The sequence below is a fragment of the Achromobacter sp. 1011811831 genome (assembly GCF_059760905.1).
The window spans coordinates 1-18396 of the sequence record NZ_JCBANG010000069.1; the positions used below are offsets into that span (position 1 = coordinate 1).

Below are 18396 nucleotides of genomic sequence, written 5' to 3' on the forward strand. Positions count from 1 at the left end.
GTCCCATGGACCGCGCGCCCGCGTCCGCCTGGACGGGGCGCGCGGCGGGACTCAGGTGCCCATCGCGGGGTCGGACGAGCCGTGCCTGCCGGTTTCCACCCGGCCGGCGAAGCGGCGCAGGTAGGCCGGGTCTTCGTTCAGCGTGACGCTGAAGTCGTACCAGGCGTTGCTGTTGGCCAGCGGCCAGGCCTGCTCCACCTGCCCGCCCGCCGGCACGGTCAGCGTCCAGCGCTCGTGGTTCACGTAGTAGGCGTTGGGCGTGACCACGAAGGTGCACGGCGCGGCGCCATTGTTCATGAATTTGGCGTAGACGTCGCCGTTGGCGATGTCGTAGCAGACGCGGATCTCGGCATCCAGCTGCGCCGTGCGCGCCAGGGCCAGGTCGCCGGCGAAATGCCGCAGGAAGCCGTTGTGGCCCATAACCCACAGGTCGTACTTGCCGCCATCGGCGGCGGCATCCCAGCTGCCTTCGAGCTGCTTGCCGGGTTCCACCGTGTAGCGGCGCGGGATGCGGTCCAGATGCAGCTTGTCATAGACATGGAACACCGAGGCCGGCACCGACATCTTGGGAAACTCCGCCGTGTTGGCGAACACCAGGCCCACTGCGGACGCGCCCGCCTGGACGCGGCCGCTGACGTGCTGCTCGTAGGGCAAGGCGCGCGAGTAGCGCGCGCCGGTGCGCTGCTGCGGCTTGGCCTGCGTGCTGGGATCGGGCACCGTGACCTGCGGCAGGGCCTGCTGGTCCGCGCGCAACTGATCGGCGCCCGCGCGCGTCAGCAGCTTCAGGTCCGGCAGCGTTTCATTGTTGGGCGTGACGAAGTTGAAGGCCGAGGTCAGGTCGCCCAGCACCGCGCGACGCCACGGGCTGATGTTCTCTTCCTTGATCTTGAAGCGCGCTTCCAGGAAGCGCAGCACCGAGGTGTGGTCGAAGGACTGCGAGTTGACCCAGCCGCCGCGGCTCCAGGGCGAGACCACGTACATCGGCACGCGCGGGCCCGGGCCGTAGACGCGGTGATCGGCCGCGTCCTGCTGCGAGGGCCGGGTGTGACGATCCAGGTCGGTATTGACCGTGGACGCGCCGGCCAGCGCGCTGCTGACGGCGTTAGGGAGCTGCGCGCCGTTGGGGGTATCGAGCGAGGGCGCGGCGGGCGGCGGCACATGGTCGAAATAGCCGTCGTTCTCGTCGAAGTTGATCAACAGCACCGTCTTGCTCCAGACGTCCGGATTCGCGGTCAGCGCGTCCAGCGTCTCCTGGATGTACCAGGCGCCTTGCACCGGGCTCGACGGGCCGGGGTGCTCGGAGTAATTGGCCGGCGCCACGATCCAGGACACCTGCGGCAGCGTGCCGTTGAGCGCATCGTCGCGCAGCGCCTTCAGGAAGCCGCCATCCGGCATGGTGTTGGCCACGCCCTTGTAGAGAGGATTGGCCGCCTCCACCGACGGCGACCACGGGGCGTTGGGGTTGTTGCCCGCCAGTTCGTTGGCGCGGCGGAACTGCTTGAAGCCGGCCAGCGGGTTGTCGGTGAAGTTGTCCGGCAGGTTCTGGTAGACCTTCCAGGTCACGCCATTTTCCTGCAGGCGCTCGGGATAGGTCTTCCAGCTCCAGCCGGTGCTGGACGCGCCCATGCTGTCCCACTGGTTGCGGGTGGACGGGCCGTTGCTCACCGCCAGCGGGTCGTTGGTGCCGGTCCAGTGGAACAGGCGGTTGGTATTGGTGCCGCCATGCGTGGAACAGTGATAGGCATCGCACAGCGTGAAGGCTTCGGCCAGCGCGTACTGGAACTCCACCTCCTGCTGCTCGTAGTAGCCCATCGACTGGTCCTGCTTGTAGCGCGGCCATTGGTACATGCGGCCGCCGTCCCAGGCGCTCTGCGCGTCCGGGTAATCGTGCGGCGTGCCGGACACGCGCTGGGCATTGCCCTGCTTGCTGTCCAGGTGGTACGGCATGACCACGCGGGTGCCATTGTGCTGTTCCCAGACGCTGCGGTTCTGCGGTAGCGGAATGGTGATGCGGTCGCCGAAGCCCCGCACGCCCCTGTAGGTGCCGAAGTACATGTCGAACGAGCGGTTCTCCTGCATCAGGATGACCACGTGCTCGACGTCGTTGATGGTGCCGGTGCGGTTGTTCGCCGGAATCGCCAGCGCGCGCCGGATGGCCGGCGGGAACATCGACATGGCGGTCAGGCCCGCGGTCGAGGCGGCGGCGTTGCGCAGGAAGCGGCGCTTGCCGGCATGGACCAGATCTTTATCGGACTTCACGGAATTCTTTCCTTTCGCTGTATTGGGCTGGGCGCGGCTCAGGGCGCGCAACGCAGTTCGGGCTTGGCCGGCGGCTGCGGCGTCACGGGCGGGTTGCCCGGGTCGGCCTTGTCGTCGTCCTTGTCGCTGCCGCAGGCGGCCAGCGACACGCTCAGCGTCAGCGCCGCGCCCAGGCGCAGGGCGTAGCGCAGGATCAGGGGGAGATTCATGCTTTCTTTATCCTTGGAACATCAGGGGAACAGTTCGAACATCGACTTGCCGGACAGCGCCAGCGACTTGACCTCATCCTCGGTCAGCGCGCGCGACCAGAAGGCCAGGTCGTCGAAATACATGGTGTAGGGGCCCTTGGTGCCGGCGCAGCACACGCCGTACTTGCCGGTGCCGTCCTCGTTCAGGCCCAGGAAGGGACCGTAGCTGCCGGCGATCTGGGCGAAGTTGACCGTGCCCGTGGCGACCGAGCGCTTGGAAAAGCCCAGCTCGCTGTCATACACATAGGCGGTCATGGTCTTGGCCGGCTTGTCGATCACCATGGCGATATAGACGGGCTTGTTCGGCGTGAACTTCATGCCGGGGCTCTGGATGTCCACGCGGCTGCCGCCGGCCAGGTTGAAGCGCAGCTCGGGGCCGGACCACTGGGCGATGGTGATGCCGGGGTTGCCGCCGGAGTTGTAGTCCTTGTTGCCCAGGATCGAGCGGTCGTTGGCGGTGCCGTCCGACTGATACCAGAAGCCGATGGTGAAGACCTGCGTGGAGGTCAGCAGCCCGGCCGGGTATTGCCACTTGAACGCGCCCACGGGGTCGCCGCTGCGCTCGTTCTGGAAGGTCTTGCCAAACACGCCCGGGCTCTTGAAGACCGGAGCCTGCACGCCGTCGAACGGCACGATGGAGCCACCGCCAACCGCCTTGTCGGCCAGGTCGCCCTCGAACGGGAAGTACATGGTCAGGCCGGTGCGCAGCGAGGACAGCAGCTGCGGCGGCTTGACGTACACCACCGTGGCGCGCAGCGAGCTGGTCACCCCGCCCAGGGTGATGCCGTAATTGAGCACGTGCGTACCTTCCTCGGTGAAGGTGAAGCCGCTGTCCTCGTACTGCGTCGCCATGGCGGGCAGCGTCGCGATCTTGGCGCCGTCGCGGGTGATCGTGATTTCGCCCGAGGCATCGCCCAGGCGCACCCAGTTCAACGCCACGCGCTTGTTGTCCATGGACGTGCGCACCGATGTGCGGCGCACCGAAGCGGCGCCCGACAGTGTCGAACCCGCCAGGTCGTTCTTGTCGGCGGCGGGCAAGGCGCCCAGGTAGCCCAGCACCGTGGGCGCGACATCGGCCGCGCTCGGCAGGTCGTACCAGCCCGAGTCCCAGCGGCCGTCGTAGGAAGCATCGTCGGCGCGGCCGCCCAGCATGGCGATGTTCATCGCCAGCGGCACGGTCTTGTTCTGCGACACCGGCGTGCTGTCGACGGCGCTCGGCCGGCCCGAGCTGCCCAGGCCGTAGGCGCTGGTGGCGACCAGCAGCCAGTTTTCCTTCGGGTTCTGCGCGCGGCGCTCGGCTATCTGCTTGAGCAGCGCCGCCACGGCCGCGTCGGTCTTGCGCAGCTCGGCGTCGTAGCCGGCGCCGAAGCCCGACTCGGCCGCCACGCGCGCCGGTCCGCCGAACTGGGCCACCACCACGTCATAGCCTTCATTGATGCGGTCGCGCGCCTGCGAGGCGACACAGTCGTCGGCGCCGGCGCAGTCGCTCAGGCTCAGCAGGTTGCCGGCCTTGCCGTCGGCGGCGAACAGGCCCGCCACATCCGTCGAATTGAACGCCGCCGCGCTGCGCAGCGCGGGCTTGGCCTGCTTCAGGCGCGCGAACAGCGTCGCGGTCTTGATGGCCTGGCCCGACGTATCGGCGCGCACGCCGTGCTGATCGGCCCACTGGCCGGTCAGCAGCGTGGCCCAGCCCGCCGCCGGCAGCGTGGGCTGCTGCGTCGGGGCGCCGTTCACGCCGCCGGTCCAGGCGCGCGACAGCGTCAGCTGGGCCAGGCCCGGCAGCGACTTGTCGGCCACGCCGCGATGCCAGGCGTCATAGGTCGCGCCATCGACGCCGACGAACAGCACCTTGGTGGCCGCGACCGGATCGGGCTTGGTCGGCGGCGGCGCGACGGGGGCGGCCTCGTCGTCGCCGTTGTCTCCGCCGCAGGCGGCAAGCGATCCCAGCATCGCGAGCGCGACGCTCCATCGCTTCCAGTTCTTCAATTGCATGGTTCTTTCCCTTGTGACAGCACACTGATGTGATGGCCGACATGGTGCGGCCCCAAGGTGAAAGGTCAGTTAAGGGTAAGGAAGATTCGCTGATCGACGGATCAGGATTTTTTGCTTCACGCGCCCGGCGCGGCCGGACCGTTCGCTTGTCATCAAGAACCGCTATAGTTGCCTGCATCGCCACACCGCCGCGCCTTGCCGAGCCGCCCGACTTCATGCCGTCCTTGCGTCCCGCCCTGCCCTCCAAGCCCGCCTTGCTGCGCGTGCTTGCCATGTTGACCGCCGCGGCCGGCATCGGCCTGTGGGGCGCGACGCTGTTCGCGCCGCGTCCAGCCGCCATGCCGCCGGCGCTGGCGCCCGCCACGCCGCGCGCGCCGGACAACGGCGCGGTGGCTTTGTGGTTCGGCAAGGACGAAATCTTGCGCACGCAGATCAGCGTGCTGGGCGTGATCGCCGGCGCCGAAGGCGCGGCCGTGTTGAGCGTGGACGGCGGACCGCCTTCGGCCTGGCGTCTGGGCGACGAGATCGTGCCCGGCATCGCGCTGCGCGGCGTCGAGGCCGACGCCGTGATCGTCGAGCAAGGCGGGCGCAGCAGCCGCCTGCCCGCGCCTGCCATGCCCCCCGCGCCCGCCGCGATCACGCCAGCCCGCTGAGCGACGTCGCGATGCCGGGCAACGTCACAGGATTTCTGTAATATTTCATATTCATAATTCCTGGCTTCGCGTTCAAACCGGAGTTGTAAAGTGCGTAAATCAGCACGCCTGCCCGCCCGCCAGCGGGGGTTCACCCTGATCGAGATCATGGTGGTCATCGTCATCATGGGCATCCTGGCGGCCCTGATCGTGCCCCGCGTGCTGGACCGGCCCGATCAGGCCCGGCAGGTCGCCGCGCGCCAGGACATCGCCGGCATCATGCAGGCGCTCAAGCTCTACCGGCTCGACAACGGCCGCTATCCGACCACGACCCAGGGCCTGCGCGCGCTGGTCGAAAAACCCGAAGGCGCGGCCAACTGGCGCGGCTACCTGGACAAGCTGCCCAACGATCCCTGGGGCCATCCCTATCAATACCTGAGCCCCGGCGTGAAGGGCGACATCGATGTGTTCTCATTCGGCGCCGACAACAAGCCGGGCGGAGAAGGCGGCGATGCCGACATCGGCTCCTGGGAACTCTGAGCGCGGCTTCACGCTCGTCGAGGTGCTGGTCGCGCTGGTGATCGTCGCCATCGCCGCCAGCCTGGTCAGTCTGTCCGTGGGCCGGGGCGACAACCGGCTGCGCGCCGATGCCCAGCGCCTGGCCGACGCCTTCGCGGTGGCCCAGGGCGAGGCCCGCAGCGACGGCCGCCCCATCCGCTGGCTGGCCGACGCGCAGGGCTGGTCCTTCGAGCGGCCCGGCCGCGCCGACGAGCCGGCCGCGTCCACGCATGCCGCCGCGCCCGCCGACAGGCTGGAACGCGATCCGATCCTGCGCCCGGCGCGCTGGAGCGCCGGATCCGTGGACATCCGGCTCGATCCATCCCGGCCGCTGGTCTTCAACACCGAGTGGGTCGCCGATCCGCTCGTCCTGCATCTGCGCGCGGGTGAAGCCAGCGTGACGCTGCTGCGCGACGCCGCCGGCCGCTATGAAGTCCGCTGACATGCGCCGCGCGCGTCAAACAGGCCGCACGCGCCTGCGCCGCCAGCGCGGCCTGACCCTGATCGAGGTGCTGGTGGCGCTGGCCATCATCGCGGTCGCGCTGGCCGCCGCGCTGCGCGCCACCGGCCTGATGGCGGCCAACAACCGCGCCCTGCAGGACAAGGCGCTGGCCCTGATCGCCGCACAGAACGCGCTGGTGCAGCTGCGGCTGGAACAGACCCTGCCCGCGGCCGGCTCGCGCACCCAGCCCTGTCCGCAAGGCGGACTGCGGCTGGAGTGCGAACTGGTCTTCACCAATTCCATGAACCGCAGCTTCCGCCAGGTCTCCGTGCGCGTGCGCGACGCGGATGCGCCGCGCGGCGGCGCGCTGGCGCAGCTGGACGGGCTGCTGTCGAGCCTGCGATGAGAGCGCCGCCCGCCCGCCGCGCCCAGCGCGGCTTCACGCTGATCGAAGTGCTGGTTGCGCTGGCGCTGATGGCGCTGGTCAGCCTGATCTCATGGCGCGGCCTGGCCAGCGTCTCCAGCGCGCGCGACTGGATCGAATCGCAGGCCGAGGACACCGACGCCATCGTGCGCAGCCTGGGCCAGCTGGGCCGCGACGTGGAGCTGTCCTACGACGGCCCGGTCTTCGATCCCGCCGGCGGCGACGCGGTCGCGCTGTCGGCCGGCGTGCGCCTGCTGCGCCCGCCCAGCGGCGGCGCCGTGCTGGAGATCCTGCGCCCGCATCCGGACAGCCCCGGCCTGTGGCAGCGCGTGCAATGGCGCGTGCGTCCCGATGGCCTGTGGCGCGCCAGCGGCGCCGCGTCCGCGCGCGGCCCGCTGCCGCCGGTCGGCGACGGCGCGCTGCTGCTGCCCGGCGCCAGCAGCATGACGCTGCGCGTCTGGATTCCCGGCACCGGCTGGGCCGAGGCCGCCCGCGCCGCGTCGGCCACCGCCGCGACCGGCCTCGAAGTCACCGTGCAGCGCGGCGACGCGCAGGCCCCGCAACGCTATTCGCGCGTGATGGAGCTGCCATGATCTGCCCCATTTCTCGCCCCATCCCCGCCCCGCCCCGGCGCGATCAGCGTGGCGCCGCCGTGATCAGCGCGCTCATCATCGTCGCCATCGTGGCGGCGCTGACCACCAGCCTGTTCCAGCGCCAGACCGCCAGCGTGCGGCGGCTGGAGAACGAGCAGTCACGCCTGCAGGCCCGCATGCTGCTGGCCGGCGGCATCGATTAGGCTCGGCTGGTGGTGCGCGACCACGGCAAGCGCGAGGCGGTCACGCGCAAGGACCAGATCTGGGCCACCCCCATCCTGGACACGCGCATCGAGCGTCCCGGCGACGAGCGGGTGGCCGTGTTCTCCGGCGGGCTGGAGGACGAACAGGGCAAGTACAACCTGTACAACCTGGCGCGCGCCGGCGTGCCGCAGCCGGCCGAGGAACAGGTGCTGCTGCGGCTGCTGGGCCTGCTGCGCCTGCCGGACACGCTGGCGCCGCGCATCATCGACATCGTGGCCATGGGCCAGCCGCCGGCGCAGCCCGCCGAAGCGCCCCCTGCCGCCGCGCAGCCGCCCGCCCGCGCGCCGCTGCCGCGCGGCGTGCAGGAACTGGGCGCCGCGCTGGGCCTGGATCCCGCCGTGCGCGACGAAATGGAACGCACCATGACGCTGCTGCCCGCGAACACGCAGGTCAACGTCAACACCGCCCCGCCCGAAGTCATCGCCGCGCTGGCGTCTGGCCTGTCGATCAGCCAGGCCCGCGCCATCGCCGGCGAGCGCGACCGGGGCAACGCCTTCAACAACGGCGGCGACTTCGCCAACCGCCTGGCGGGCGCCGGCTTCAAGGGCACGCCGCCCGCCGTCGTCACCGCCAGCGGCTGGTTCATGGCGCGCGGCGTGGTGGTCTACGAACGCGCCCGCCTCACCGCGCAGGCGCTGCTGCGCGCGACGCCCGGCGCGGCGCCCGCGACCGTCTGGATGAGAGAAGACAATTGAAGAACACCTTGCGCATCGCCCTTCCCCCCTTGGCCACGCTGGGCGCGGACACGCCGCTGCCCTATGCCTGGTTCGACCGGCTCGGCCGTTGCGCGCGGCAGGGCGAGCTGGCGCTGCGCGCGCTCGGCCAGGCCTATGCGCAACCGGCCTGCGAGGCGGTGCTGCATCCCGAGGACGTGATCGCGTCCTCGCTGCAGATCCCCGCCCTGCCGAAGGCGCGCCAGGCCGCCGCCGTGCGCAGCGTGCTGGAACCCATGATCCTGGGCGACATGGACGACCTGGCCATCGGCCACGGCCCGCGCGCGGCCGATGGCAGCGTGGCGCTGGCCTGGACGCCGCGCGAGCCGCTGCGGCGCGCCTGGGCGCTGCTGGGCGAACACGGGCTGCGCGTGCGCGCCCTGATCGCGCCGCAGACGCTGGAACCCGTGGCCGACGCCCCGCTGCGCGAACCCGGCGATCCGCGCTGGCAGGCCGCCGCGCCGTCCTGGTCGCTGGCCACGCCGCAATGGGCGCCGACCCGCGTCTCGCGCTGGCGGCCGGTCTGGCGCTGGACCGCGATCGCCTGCGCGATCTGGCTAGGCGGCCTGAACCTGTACGCCGCGCAGCTGCGCGGCGAGGCGCGCTCATTGCAAACACAGATGCGCGAACAAGTGCAGAAGGCCTACCCCAAGCTGCCCGTGGTGCTGGATGCCGCGCGCCAGGCGCGCCAGGAACTGGACGCGCTGCTCGCCAGGCAAGGCTCGTCGTCGGCCGGCGACTTCCTGCCGCTGGCGCGCGCCACGGCCCAGGCCATGCCCTTCGCCGCAGACCGCGTCGCGCGCCTGTCCTACGCCGACCACGCCCTCACGCTGACCCTGGCCGATGCCGGCGAACAGGCGCAGCGCGTGGCCGAAACGCCCGCGCTGGTGCAACAGGCCGCCGCGCTGGGCCTGAAACTCGAACGCGGCGACAAGGACGCCACCTGGCGCATCACGCCGGCCCAACCATGAACCTCATCGAAAAACTCCACGCATCCTGGCGCGCCAGCCAGCAACGCTACGCCCCCGTCGCCAACCGCGCCCGCCAACGCTGGCAGGCGCTGGCGCCGCGCGAACGCCGCCTGGTCCTGTGCGCCGGCGCCGTGCTGGGCGCCGCGCTGACCTGGACGCTGCTGATCGAACCGCCGTTGAAGACGCTGAATCAATACCGCGACGAACTGCCGAAGCTGCGCGCCCAGGCCGCGCAGGTGGCCGACCTGACCGCCCAGGCCGACCTGTTGCGCCGTCGCGCGCCCGCCGCCTCCAGCGCCATGCCGGCCGCCGAGGAACTGGCCGCCAGCCTGACGCGCGCGGGCCTGTCGGCCGAGCAATGGAAGCTGGAACCGGCCGAAGGCAAATCCCCGGCGCTGGTCCTGCACGTGCGCCAGGCGCCATCATCGGTGCTGATGAACTGGCTCGACGGCGCCAGCCGCGACTGGGGCCTGACGGTGGCCGGCGCGGAACTGGAGCGCGCCGCCAATCCTCACGGCCGTCCGCTGCCGGGCCTGGTCAACGGCCGCGTCACGCTCGCGCCCGCCGCCGGACAGGCGTCCTGATGGCCTTGCCCCGCCCTTCCCGGCGCGGCCTGGTCCTGGCCCTGGCCTGTTCCGTCGCCGCGCTGCTGGCGGCGCTGGCCGCGCTGCCAGCCCGCTGGCTGCTGTTGGCCGCGCCGCAAGGCGGCATCGTCAGCCTGGCCGACGCCGGCGGCACCATCTGGAACGGCAGCGCCTGGATCGCGCTGGGCCCACCCGGCGCGCGCCGCATGCTGCCGCAGGCCCTGCAATGGCAATGGCATTGGCGCACGCTGGAAATGGAACTGCGCCATCCCTGGCTGCAAGGCCCGCTGCGGCTGAGCCCCGGCTGGACCGGCACCACGCTGTCGGCGCAATCAGTGCGCGCGCCGGCCGCCGCGCTGTCGGCGCTGGGCGCGCCCTGGAACACGCTGGCGCCGCAAGGCACGCTGGAACTCAGGTGGCAAACGCTGCCGCTGGGCGGCCGCCTGCCCGCCGGGCCATTGGCCGAACTGCGCTGGCGCGATGCCGCCACCGCGCTGGCGCCGGTCAATCCGGTGGGCAGCTACGTGTTGCGTCTGCAAGGCGATGGCAAGTCCGGCGCCGCGCTGGCCTTGAGCACGGAAAGCGGCTTGCTGGACGTCAGCGGCCAGGGCAGCCTGAACCCGCGCGGCGCGAAGTTCCAGGGGCGCGCGACCTATGCCGCCAAGGCGGGCGTAGCGGAACGCGCGGCGCTGGACGGCCTGCTGTCCGCGCTGGGACGACGGTCGGAGGATGTGGTGACGTTCGGGACGGGCGGTTGAACGGCCCGGCCGGATAGCCTGTCACGGCCCTGCAACGTCGTGGCCCAGCTCACGGGCCGCGCGTTCGAACCAACCGAGGACCGAGCGCCAGTGCTCGTCTCCATAGAGGCGCCGGAACCGGGCCGTCTCCACGCTGCCGCCATCGCGCCACGCGGCTATACGCTCCGACACATAAGCCTGGCTCAGGGCCAGGCCGCAGTCGACGACGATGCAATGCCGCCACTGTTCAAACGTCTGGGGAATCATCGCTGCTTGCTCCCGATATCTGCCTCGGCCATGATTTGATATGTTATAACATTAATCATACAAACGAATGCACGCCTGGCCGACGGCCCGGAACACACATTTCATGAAGCCATCCTGTAGTCCGTTTTCCCTGACCCGAACAAAAAGGAGCCCCTCATGCAAGTGCTGTCCTCGCTGAAGGATGCCAAGACCCGCCACCGCGACTGCCAGGTCGTGCGCCGTCGCGGCCGGATCTACGTCATCTGCAAATCCAATCCACGCTTCAAGGCCCGCCAGGGCGGCGCCAGGAACCGGAACGCCTGATGCGTGACCTGGACGTGGCCATCGTCGGCGCCGGCGCGGCCGGCATCGGCATGGCGCTGGCGCTGCAAAAGGTGCCGGGACTGAACTTCGGCGTGTTCGAGGCCGGCAGGATCGGCGAGTCGTTCCGGCGCTGGCCCGTGCAAACGCGCTTCATCACGCCATCCTTTCACAGCAATCCCTTCGGGCTGGCGGACCTGAACGCCGTCAACGAACCGAGTTCGCCCGCGATCCTCAGCGGCGCCGAGCACCCGAGCGGCGCCCAGTACGCCGACTATCTGGCCTTCGTCGCCCAGGGGCATGCGCTGCCGGTCGCCAGCTATTGCAAGATCGCGGCCGTCCACCCGGTTCCGGGCGGCGGCTTCCTGCTCGATACGCCGAAGGGCACGCTGCGGGCCGGCTTCCTGATCTGGGCGACCGGCGAATTCCAGTTTCCCGATCTGACGCCCTTTCCCGGCGCCGCATGGTGCCCGCACTATGCGCTGGTGGCCGATTGGAACCACTTCGATGCCCACCGCTATACCGTGATCGGCGGCTATGAAAGCGGCGTGGACGCGGCCATCAACCTGGCCAGGCTGGGTCGCGAGGTCCGGCTGCTGGTCCGCAAACCCACATGGGATCAACAGGCCGCTCACGATCCCAGCCTGTCGCTGTCGCCCTACAGCCGGCAGCGGCTCTACGACGCGGCCGACAGCGGCCGGCTGGAGATCGTCTTTGGCGTCGATGTGATCGGCGTGACACGGCACGAGAAAGGCGGCTTCCGCATCCACGCGGGCGATGGCCGCTACTGGGATGAGCGACAGGCGCCGATACTGGGCACCGGCTTCGCCAAGGGCGGCGGCGCGCGGCAGATCGCGGGCCTGTGGGCCTGGGACGACGATGGCCGGGTGCTGCTGACGGAAGCCGACGAATCCACCATCACGCCCGGCCTGTTCCTGGTCGGCCCGCAAGTGCGGCACGACCAGCGCATCTATTGCTTCATCTACAAGTTCCGCCAGCGCTTCGCCATGATCGCGCAGGGCATCGCCCAATGCCTGGACAAGGACATCGGTGCGCTGCAATCCCCCGGCGGCGCCTGGGGCCCCTTCGGCAATAGCGAATGCTGCGAGGGCTGCGAATGCTGATGGCGTACGCGCGCCTGCTGCGCTCGGGATGGATTTCGCTGCTGCTGGCAGGCGCCATTCTCGCCGGCGCGCTCGTCGGCCATGCCTAGCCCGAGGCCGGCGCCGCCCTGGGCGACCAGGTCGATCGCACGCTGCTCGCCCTGGTGGGCCTGCTCTTTTTCGGCGCGCGCTTCGACGCCCTGGCGCGCCTGCGGGGCAACGCAAGGGTCATGGCGCTGATCGTGGGGGCCAACTACCTGCTGGTCCCCGCCATCGGGCACGTCATCGCGTCCGTCGCGCTGCCATCCCAGCCGCTGTTCATGACCGGGCTGATGATCTACTTCATGGCGCCCTGCACCGACTGGTTCCTCGGCTTCACGCGGCTGGCCCACGGCAACGTGGCGCTGGGCGCGGCGCTGATCCCCGTCAACATCGCCATGCAGCTGCTGCTGTACCCCGTCTTTCTGCAGCTCTACACGCGCAGCGCGGCCGAGGTGGACGCCGGCGTCATGGCCGACACGCTGTTGCACGGGTTCCTCGTCCCCCTCGCCGTGGCCGTGCTGGCGCATCTCGGCCTGCGCCGGCTGCTCGGCCAGGCGCGCCTCGAACGCCTGCTTGCCTGCGTGGACCGCCTGACGCCCTGGCTGATCGCGGCGCTGGTCATGCAGATCTTCGCCGCCCATGTCGCGGTCATCCTGGAGCATCGCGGCCTGTTCGCCTGGATCCTGCTGGCCGTTTTCCTGTTCTTCGTCCTGACGTATTTCCTGGGCGAAGGCATCAGCCGGCTGGCGCGCCTGCCCTACCCCGACCACGCCTTGCTCACGATGAGCATCGCCGCCCGCAACGCCCCGCTGATGCTGGCTGTGACCATCGCCGCCCTGCCCGGCCAACCCTTGATCTACGCCGCGCTCATCATCGGCATGCTGGTGGAGTTTCCGCATCTGACTTTGCTCAGGCGGCTGCTGCTCGGCCAGCGGAATGCGTCCGGCATTGCCCGCATGGACGGCCGGACGGCCGCCCATGCCGAAGCGCCATGAAAGCTGCCGTGCCGCGCGTCCTCGCCACGGCAACGGGCCATGGTAAAACCTGCGACAGGACTCCCATCGCCGTTCCCCCCATCAGGCCGACATGCGCAACACCACTCCCGTCATTTTCGTTCATGGCTTCATCGGCACATTCGATGTCATCGGGCCTGACACGTTGCGCGCCGCGCCCGACCTGCTCGGCTACGGCCAGTATCAGACCGTCGCGCCGGGTCGCATCTCCCTTCCCGGCCAGGTAGCGCATCTGCGGGCCTTCGTGGATGCCCGCTTCGGCGGTGCCTCCGTCGACGTCGTTGGCCACTCCGTTGGCGGAGCGGTCGCGATGCTGTTCGCGCAAGCCCATCCCGAGCGCGTCCGCAAGATCATCAACGTTGAAGGCAACTTCACGCTGGATGACGCCTTCTGGTCCGCCTCGGTCGGACGCATGAGCCCGGCCGAGGCCGAGGCCATGCTGGCGGGCTTTCGCGCCGATCCGCTGGCGTGGATCAGCAAGTCCGTCCACGCGCCCGCGCCGGATCTCGGCGGCATTGCCGCCCGCTGGCTGGCCCACCAGCCCGCCGCCACGCTGCGCGCCATGGGTCAATCCGTGGTGGCGACGACGGGAAGCGATGCGTATCCCGCTCTGGTCGAGGCGGTATTCGACCGGCATCCCGTGTATCTGCTTGCCGGAGAGCATTCCCGCGCGGGCTGGAACGTGCCCGACTGGGCCCTGGAGAAATGCGCGGGCGATTTCACGGTTGCCCGGAGCGGGCATCTGATGATGCTCGACAATCCTGCGGCGTTTGCCGCCGCCATCGAGCAATTCCTGGCCTGAGCACGGGCCAGGATGGCTCCGCGGCAACGACCAGGATTTCCTATCGCCCTACGCGGCCGGCTCGACTGCAAGACTCACGCCCTCAGTTCGGCGCAATAGTTCACGCTCATTTCGGTCTTCCCTGACGGCGTGAGCGCCGGCCGCGCCTCGCCCGCCTGCGCGAATCCCGCCCGCACCAGCACGCGCTCGGACGCGGGATTCTCGCGCACCGTGCGCGCGCGCAAGCGCTTCAGGCCCAGGCCGCGCGCCAATTCCATCGCCAGCGCCAGGGCCCGCCCCGACGCCTGCCGTCCACGATGCTGCGGCGCGATCCAATAGCCGACCTCGGCGTCCTCGGCGCTGACGTCGAAGATCACCAGGCTGCCCAGGAACGCATCCGATGCCGCGTCGGCGATGGTCAGCACCGCCAGCGTTCCCTCGCGCAGACCGTCCGCGATCACGCCGTCGATCAGATCGCGCACGAGCTCCGGCGTGTATTGCTTCAAGGGGAGATGAGCGTAGCGCTGCACCAGCTCGTCATCCGTGCCTGCGGCATAGGCCGCCGCATCCTCGGCGGACATGGGGCGGATGCTGACCATGCCGTCCGAGACGGGCAAGGCCGCGAGAAAATCACAGGTCGCGCCGGCGCCGCGCGTGTCGTCCAATCCAGCCACAGATGCTCCAGGCGTTGTTTCAACTGCCCCGGACTATACCTGCTCCGGCCGCAGGCCCAGCCGCCGCGCCGCGCACGTCCGCGCGCCACCACTCGTCCCTGAACCTGCCCTTCAGCCACGCGACCAGTTCCTGCACCTTGGCCGGCACCATGCGCGGCGACGGGTACACCGCGTGGATCTCCTGCCCCGGCAGACGCCAATCCTCCAGCAGCGGCAAGATGGCGCCCCGGCGCAGGTCTTCGTCGGCCACATAGCGCGGCAGCACGGCGATGCCGAAGCCGTCGCGGGCGGCATCCAGCAGCACGGACAGATTGTTCGAGCGCAGCCGTTCCTTCACCGGAATAGCCAGCGTCTGCGCGCCGCTGCCGGCGAAATGCCAGATGGCGTCGCCCTGCGCGGTGCTGTAGACCAGCGCCGCGTGATCGGCCAGCGCTTCGGGCCGGACGGGCGCGCCGCGCCGTTCCAGGTAGGCAGCCGACGCGACCACGACCCAGGGGCTGTTGCCCAGGTAGGTCGCACCCAGCGAGGAATCGGCCAGCCGGCCCATGCGCACCGCCACGTCCACGCCCTGCTCGACCAGGTTGACGTAGCGGTCGTCGAAGCTCAGGTCCACCGTCAGCAGCGCATGGTCGCGCATGAAGTCCAGCACCATCGGCGCCAGCACGCGGCGACCGAAGGCGACCGAGGTGCTGATGCGCAACGTCCCCTGCACCTGCGACTGCGTCAGCGCGGCCACGGAGCGGGCTTCCTCGTCGTGGTGCACGATGAGCTTGCACTTCTCGTAGTAGCGGATGCCGACGTCGGTGGGCGACACGCCGTGCGTGGACCGATGCAGCAGGCGCGCGCCCAGCTCCTGCTCCATGCGGGCGACCTGCTTGGTCGCCGCGGGCTGGCCGATGCCCAGCTCGAGCGCGGCGCGACTGAAGGAGCCCAGGTCCACCACCCGGGTGAACAGGCGTAGCGCTTTGATCCGATCCATGTCGCGATTAGAGTCCGAGTAGCCTCCGATCCGGTATTCCACCACGGAATAAGCGTCATTCGCCATACCCGTCTTCCGCCAGCGGGCCCGACTTGGGACCATCTGTCCCACCCCTAGTCGGCACCGCAGGAGATGCGCATGGCCAAGATGAGGGCGGCAATGGCCGCCGTGCTGGTTCTTGAAAAGGAAAACGTCACGCAGGCGTTCGGCGTGCCGGGCGCCGCCATCAACCCGTTCTACGCGGCCCTGCGCGAGCGGCAGAGCATCGCCCATGTGCTGGCGCGCCACGTCGAGGGCGCCTCGCACATGGCCGAGGGCTATACCCGCGCCCAGGCCGGCAATATCGGCGTGTGCATCGGCACCTCGGGGCCGGCCGGCACCGACATGATCACGGGGCTGTACTCGGCCAGTGCCGACAGCATCCCCATCCTGTGCATCACCGGCCAGGCGCCGCGCGCCCGCCTGTACAAGGAGGACTTCCAGGCGGTGGATATCGAGTCCATCGCCAAGCCGGTGACCAAGTGGGCGGTCACCGTGCGCGAGCCGGCGCTGGTGCCGCGCGTGCTGCAGCAGGCATTCCACCTGATGCGCTCGGGCCGCCCCGGCCCGGTGCTGGTGGACCTGCCCTTCGACGTGCAGATGGCCGAGATCGATTTCGATATCGACACCTACGAACCCTTGCCGGTGTACCAGCCCCGCGCCACGCGCAAGCAGGTCGAGAAGGCGCTGGACATGCTGGCCGCGTCCGACCGGCCCCTGATCGTGGCCGGCGGCGGCGTCATCAACGCCGACGCGTCCGCGCAGCTGGTGGAGCTGGCCGAACTGACCGGCGTGCCGGTCATCCCCACGCTGATGGGCTGGGGCGCGATACCCGACGACCATCCGCTGATGGCTGGCATGTGCGGCCTGCAGACCAGCCACCGCTACGGCAACGCCACATTGCTGGCCAGCGATTTCGTGCTGGGCCTGGGCAACCGCTGGGCCAACCGCCACACCGGTTCCGTCGAGACCTATGTGCGCGGCAGGAAGTTCGTGCACGTGGATATCGAGCCCACGCAGATCGGACGCGTCTTCAACCCGGACCTGGGCATCGTGTCGGACGCCGGGGCGGCGCTGGCGCTGTTCATCGAGGTGGCGCGCGAGCGCAAGGCCGCCGGCCGGCTGCGCGACTACACGGACTGGGCGGCGCGCTGCGCCGAGCGCAAGCGGTTGATGCTGCGCCGGACGGATTTCGACAACGTGCCGATCAAACCGCAGCGCGTCTACGAGGAAATGAACGCGGCGTTTGGCCGCGACACGATCTATGTGTCCACCATCGGCCTGTCGCAGATCGCCGGCGCGCAGTTCCTGCACGTCTACGGCCCGCGCCGCTGGATCAACTGCGGCCAGGCCGGCCCGCTGGGCTGGACCGTGCCGGCCGCGCTGGGCGTGGTCGCGGCCGATCCGTCGCGGATGGTGGTGGGCCTGTCCGGCGACTACGACTTCCAGTTCATGATCGAGGAGCTGGCGGTGGGCGCGCAGTTCAACCTGCCCTATGTGCAGGTGCTGGTGAACAACAGCTACCTGGGCCTGATCCGCCAGGCCCAGCGCGGCTTCGAGATGGACTACTGCGTGCAGCTGGCCTTCGACAACCAGAACGTCTCGGACCCCGCGCTGCGGGGCTACGGCGTGGACCACGTACAGGTGATCCAGGGCCTGGGCTGCAAGGCGATCCGCGTCACCGACCCGGGCAAGCTGCGGGCCTCGCTGCTGGAGGCGCAGGCGCTGGCGCGCAAGCACCGCGTGCCGGTGGTGGTGGAAGTGATCCTGGAACGGGTCACCAATATCGCCATGGGCACCGAGATCGACAACATCGTCGAGTTCGAGGACATCGACTGCCGCCATCCCGAAGGCGCCAAGGGCCTGGCCGAGGCCGGCCTGCTGGCCTAGGGCCGGACCCCAAGGACGGCCGCATTCCGTTTCCCGCCATGTTGATTCAGTGAGAGTTCCATGCCCCGCTACGCCGCGAACCTGACCATGCTGTACACCGAAGTCCCCTTCCTGGACCGCTACGCCCTCGCCGCCGAGGACGGCTTCGAGGCCGTCGAGTTCCTGTTCCCCTACGCCTGGCCCGCCTCGGAAATCCGCCGCCGGCTCGACGACTACGGTCTTCAGCTGGCGCTGCACAACCTGCCGGCCGGCGACTGGGATGCCGGCGAGCGCGGCATCGCCTGCCATCCGGACCGGGTCGAGGAATTCCGCGCCGGCGTCGGCCGCGCCATCGAGTACGCCCAGGCGCTGGGCGTGAAGCAGCTGAACTGCCTGGCCGGCAAGGCGCCCGCCGGCGTCGAGGACGCGCGCCTGCGCGCCACCTTCATCGACAACCTGCGCCATGCGGCCAGCGCCCTGAAGCGGGCGGGCCTGAACCTGCTGATCGAGCCGATCAACACCCTGGACATTCCCGGCTTCTACCTGAACCGCACGGCCCAGGCCGCCGCCATCCTGGCCGAGACCGGCGCCGACAACGCCTTCCTGCAGTACGACATCTATCACGCGCAGCGCATGGAGGGCGAGCTGGCGGCCACGCTGCGCCAGTACTTCCCGCTGATCCGCCATGTGCAGCTGGCCGACAACCCGGGCCGCAACGAGCCCGGCACCGGCGAGATCAACTATCCCTATCTGCTCGCCCTGCTGGACCGGCTCGGCTACGCCGGCTGGGTCGGCTGCGAATACAAGCCCGCCACCACCACGGCCGCCGGCCTGGGCTGGCGGCAAGCGCTGGCGCGGTGACGCCCGTCCGGCTCCGCCTTCACAACAACACGCGTTTTCCCTTCCGCAGGA

The 18396-nt window shown here is 69.9% G+C and carries 22 protein-coding genes; 16 read left to right on the forward strand and 6 right to left on the reverse strand.

The features are described from left to right. Positions 1-51: 51 nt before the first annotated feature. From AC6LJ9_RS22180 to AC6LJ9_RS22190, 3 genes are read right to left on the reverse strand one after another with little or no spacing between them, the layout of a single operon-like run. Complete coding sequence (locus AC6LJ9_RS22180; RefSeq protein WP_498149220.1) at positions 52-2259, reverse strand: phosphocholine-specific phospholipase C; 2208 nt, start codon at positions 2257-2259, stop codon at positions 52-54. 38 nt (positions 2260-2297) lie between these two features. Then, on the reverse strand, positions 2298-2468 hold the full coding sequence (locus tag AC6LJ9_RS22185; RefSeq protein ID WP_212319004.1) for a hypothetical protein: 171 nt from the start codon (positions 2466-2468) through the stop codon (positions 2298-2300). 21 nt (positions 2469-2489) lie between these two features. Next, positions 2490-4499 carry a LamG-like jellyroll fold domain-containing protein gene (locus AC6LJ9_RS22190; protein ID WP_498149221.1) on the reverse strand — a complete coding sequence of 670 codons (2010 nt, stop codon included), beginning with the start codon at positions 4497-4499 and terminating at the stop codon, positions 2490-2492. 215 nt (positions 4500-4714) lie between these two features. On the opposite strand from AC6LJ9_RS22190, the gene AC6LJ9_RS22195 reads away from it, so the two are divergent. From AC6LJ9_RS22195 to gspN, 10 genes are all read left to right on the forward strand, one after another. After that, complete coding sequence (locus tag AC6LJ9_RS22195) at positions 4715-5152, forward strand: type II secretion system protein N (RefSeq protein WP_498149222.1); 438 nt, start codon at positions 4715-4717, stop codon at positions 5150-5152. A gap of 90 nt (positions 5153-5242) precedes the next feature. Then, on the forward strand, positions 5243-5671 hold the full coding sequence (gspG, locus tag AC6LJ9_RS22200) for a type II secretion system major pseudopilin GspG (RefSeq protein WP_498149223.1): 429 nt from the start codon (positions 5243-5245) through the stop codon (positions 5669-5671). Then, positions 5643-6131, forward strand: a complete 489-nt coding sequence (locus tag AC6LJ9_RS22205) for a GspH/FimT family pseudopilin (protein ID WP_103273966.1) — start codon at positions 5643-5645, stop codon at positions 6129-6131. The genes gspG and AC6LJ9_RS22205 overlap by 29 nt, the downstream gene beginning before the upstream one ends. 1 nt (position 6132) lies before the next feature. Then, positions 6133-6537 carry a type II secretion system minor pseudopilin GspI gene (gene gspI / locus AC6LJ9_RS22210; protein WP_212318994.1) on the forward strand — a complete coding sequence of 135 codons (405 nt, stop codon included), beginning with the start codon at positions 6133-6135 and terminating at the stop codon, positions 6535-6537. Then, positions 6534-7148 (forward strand): PulJ/GspJ family protein, encoded by a 615-nt coding sequence (locus AC6LJ9_RS22215; protein WP_498149224.1) that lies wholly within the window; start codon positions 6534-6536, stop codon positions 7146-7148. The genes gspI and AC6LJ9_RS22215 overlap by 4 nt, the downstream gene beginning before the upstream one ends. Beyond that, on the forward strand, positions 7145-7351 hold the full coding sequence (locus AC6LJ9_RS22220; protein WP_498149225.1) for a hypothetical protein: 207 nt from the start codon (positions 7145-7147) through the stop codon (positions 7349-7351). Before AC6LJ9_RS22215 ends, AC6LJ9_RS22220 begins: the two co-directional genes overlap by 4 nt. 9 nt (positions 7352-7360) lie before the next feature. Further along, a complete protein-coding gene (gene gspK / locus AC6LJ9_RS22225; protein WP_498149226.1) occupies positions 7361-8107 on the forward strand; it encodes a type II secretion system minor pseudopilin GspK in 747 nt (248 codons plus the stop codon). Beyond that, positions 8104-9096: a type II secretion system protein GspL gene (gene gspL, locus AC6LJ9_RS22230; protein ID WP_498149227.1), complete on the forward strand. Its 993-nt coding sequence runs from the start codon at positions 8104-8106 to the stop codon at positions 9094-9096. The genes gspK and gspL overlap by 4 nt, the downstream gene beginning before the upstream one ends. After that, positions 9093-9680, forward strand: coding sequence for a type II secretion system protein M (locus AC6LJ9_RS22235; protein ID WP_498149228.1), 588 nt, complete (start codon positions 9093-9095; stop codon positions 9678-9680). Before gspL ends, AC6LJ9_RS22235 begins: the two co-directional genes overlap by 4 nt. After that, a complete protein-coding gene (gene gspN, locus AC6LJ9_RS22240) occupies positions 9680-10438 on the forward strand; it encodes a type II secretion system protein N (RefSeq protein WP_498149229.1) in 759 nt (252 codons plus the stop codon). The genes AC6LJ9_RS22235 and gspN overlap by 1 nt, the downstream gene beginning before the upstream one ends. A 21-nt stretch (positions 10439-10459) precedes the next feature. On the opposite strand, the gene AC6LJ9_RS22245 is transcribed toward gspN, so the two are convergent. Next, on the reverse strand, positions 10460-10684 hold the full coding sequence (locus AC6LJ9_RS22245) for a hypothetical protein (RefSeq protein WP_498140838.1): 225 nt from the start codon (positions 10682-10684) through the stop codon (positions 10460-10462). Positions 10685-10840: 156 nt separating this feature from the next. On the opposite strand from AC6LJ9_RS22245, the gene ykgO reads away from it, so the two are divergent. From ykgO to AC6LJ9_RS22265, 4 genes are all read left to right on the forward strand, one after another. Further along, positions 10841-10987: a type B 50S ribosomal protein L36 gene (ykgO, locus tag AC6LJ9_RS22250; protein WP_498149230.1), complete on the forward strand. Its 147-nt coding sequence runs from the start codon at positions 10841-10843 to the stop codon at positions 10985-10987. Next, a complete protein-coding gene (locus AC6LJ9_RS22255) occupies positions 10987-12108 on the forward strand; it encodes an NAD(P)/FAD-dependent oxidoreductase (protein WP_498149231.1) in 1122 nt (373 codons plus the stop codon). The genes ykgO and AC6LJ9_RS22255 overlap by 1 nt, the downstream gene beginning before the upstream one ends. A 143-nt stretch (positions 12109-12251) precedes the next feature. Continuing rightward, the gene (locus AC6LJ9_RS22260) at positions 12252-13124 is read left to right on the forward strand and encodes an arsenic resistance protein (RefSeq protein ID WP_498149232.1); all 873 of its coding nucleotides are present in this window, start codon (positions 12252-12254) and stop codon (positions 13122-13124) included. Between the two features lie 91 nt (positions 13125-13215). Further along, on the forward strand, positions 13216-13944 hold the full coding sequence (locus AC6LJ9_RS22265) for an alpha/beta fold hydrolase (protein ID WP_498149233.1): 729 nt from the start codon (positions 13216-13218) through the stop codon (positions 13942-13944). Positions 13945-14018: 74 nt separating this feature from the next. On the opposite strand, the gene AC6LJ9_RS22270 is transcribed toward AC6LJ9_RS22265, so the two are convergent. Then, positions 14019-14597, reverse strand: coding sequence for a GNAT family N-acetyltransferase (locus AC6LJ9_RS22270; protein ID WP_498149234.1), 579 nt, complete (start codon positions 14595-14597; stop codon positions 14019-14021). A 19-nt stretch (positions 14598-14616) separates the two neighbouring features. Beyond that, positions 14617-15576 carry a LysR family transcriptional regulator gene (locus AC6LJ9_RS22275; protein ID WP_212320393.1) on the reverse strand — a complete coding sequence of 320 codons (960 nt, stop codon included), beginning with the start codon at positions 15574-15576 and terminating at the stop codon, positions 14617-14619. A 138-nt stretch (positions 15577-15714) separates the two neighbouring features. Here AC6LJ9_RS22275 and gcl point away from each other — a divergent pair, with 138 nt between their 5' ends. Next, a complete protein-coding gene (gene gcl, locus AC6LJ9_RS22280; protein WP_498149235.1) occupies positions 15715-17505 on the forward strand; it encodes a glyoxylate carboligase in 1791 nt (596 codons plus the stop codon). A 60-nt stretch (positions 17506-17565) separates the two neighbouring features. Next, on the forward strand, positions 17566-18345 hold the full coding sequence (gene hyi, locus AC6LJ9_RS22285; protein ID WP_498149236.1) for a hydroxypyruvate isomerase: 780 nt from the start codon (positions 17566-17568) through the stop codon (positions 18343-18345). The last annotated feature ends 51 nt before the right edge of the window (positions 18346-18396 follow it).

Excerpts from the sequence above, each read along its gene's own strand:
- AC6LJ9_RS22255 (WP_498149231.1), top strand. The coding sequence starts at position 10,987 with ATGCGTGACCTGGACGTGGCCATCGTCGGCGCCGGCGCGGCCGGCATC.
- AC6LJ9_RS22220 (WP_498149225.1), top strand. The coding sequence starts at position 7,145 with ATGATCTGCCCCATTTCTCGCCCCATCCCCGCCCCGCCCCGGCGCGAT.
- AC6LJ9_RS22235 (WP_498149228.1), top strand. The coding sequence starts at position 9,093 with ATGAACCTCATCGAAAAACTCCACGCATCCTGGCGCGCCAGCCAGCAA.
- AC6LJ9_RS22265 (WP_498149233.1), top strand. The coding sequence starts at position 13,216 with ATGCGCAACACCACTCCCGTCATTTTCGTTCATGGCTTCATCGGCACA.
- AC6LJ9_RS22195 (WP_498149222.1), top strand. The coding sequence starts at position 4,715 with ATGCCGTCCTTGCGTCCCGCCCTGCCCTCCAAGCCCGCCTTGCTGCGC.
- gcl (WP_498149235.1), top strand. The coding sequence starts at position 15,715 with ATGGCCAAGATGAGGGCGGCAATGGCCGCCGTGCTGGTTCTTGAAAAG.
- AC6LJ9_RS22275 (WP_212320393.1), bottom strand. The coding sequence starts at position 15,576 with ATGGATCGGATCAAAGCGCTACGCCTGTTCACCCGGGTGGTGGACCTG.
- gspN (WP_498149229.1), top strand. The coding sequence starts at position 9,680 with ATGGCCTTGCCCCGCCCTTCCCGGCGCGGCCTGGTCCTGGCCCTGGCC.
- AC6LJ9_RS22205 (WP_103273966.1), top strand. The coding sequence starts at position 5,643 with ATGCCGACATCGGCTCCTGGGAACTCTGAGCGCGGCTTCACGCTCGTC.
- AC6LJ9_RS22245 (WP_498140838.1), bottom strand. The coding sequence starts at position 10,684 with ATGATTCCCCAGACGTTTGAACAGTGGCGGCATTGCATCGTCGTCGAC.
- hyi (WP_498149236.1), top strand. The coding sequence starts at position 17,566 with ATGCCCCGCTACGCCGCGAACCTGACCATGCTGTACACCGAAGTCCCC.
- AC6LJ9_RS22190 (WP_498149221.1), bottom strand. The coding sequence starts at position 4,499 with ATGCAATTGAAGAACTGGAAGCGATGGAGCGTCGCGCTCGCGATGCTG.
- AC6LJ9_RS22215 (WP_498149224.1), top strand. The coding sequence starts at position 6,534 with ATGAGAGCGCCGCCCGCCCGCCGCGCCCAGCGCGGCTTCACGCTGATC.
- gspI (WP_212318994.1), top strand. The coding sequence starts at position 6,133 with ATGCGCCGCGCGCGTCAAACAGGCCGCACGCGCCTGCGCCGCCAGCGC.
- AC6LJ9_RS22185 (WP_212319004.1), bottom strand. The coding sequence starts at position 2,468 with ATGAATCTCCCCCTGATCCTGCGCTACGCCCTGCGCCTGGGCGCGGCG.
- ykgO (WP_498149230.1), top strand. The coding sequence starts at position 10,841 with ATGCAAGTGCTGTCCTCGCTGAAGGATGCCAAGACCCGCCACCGCGAC.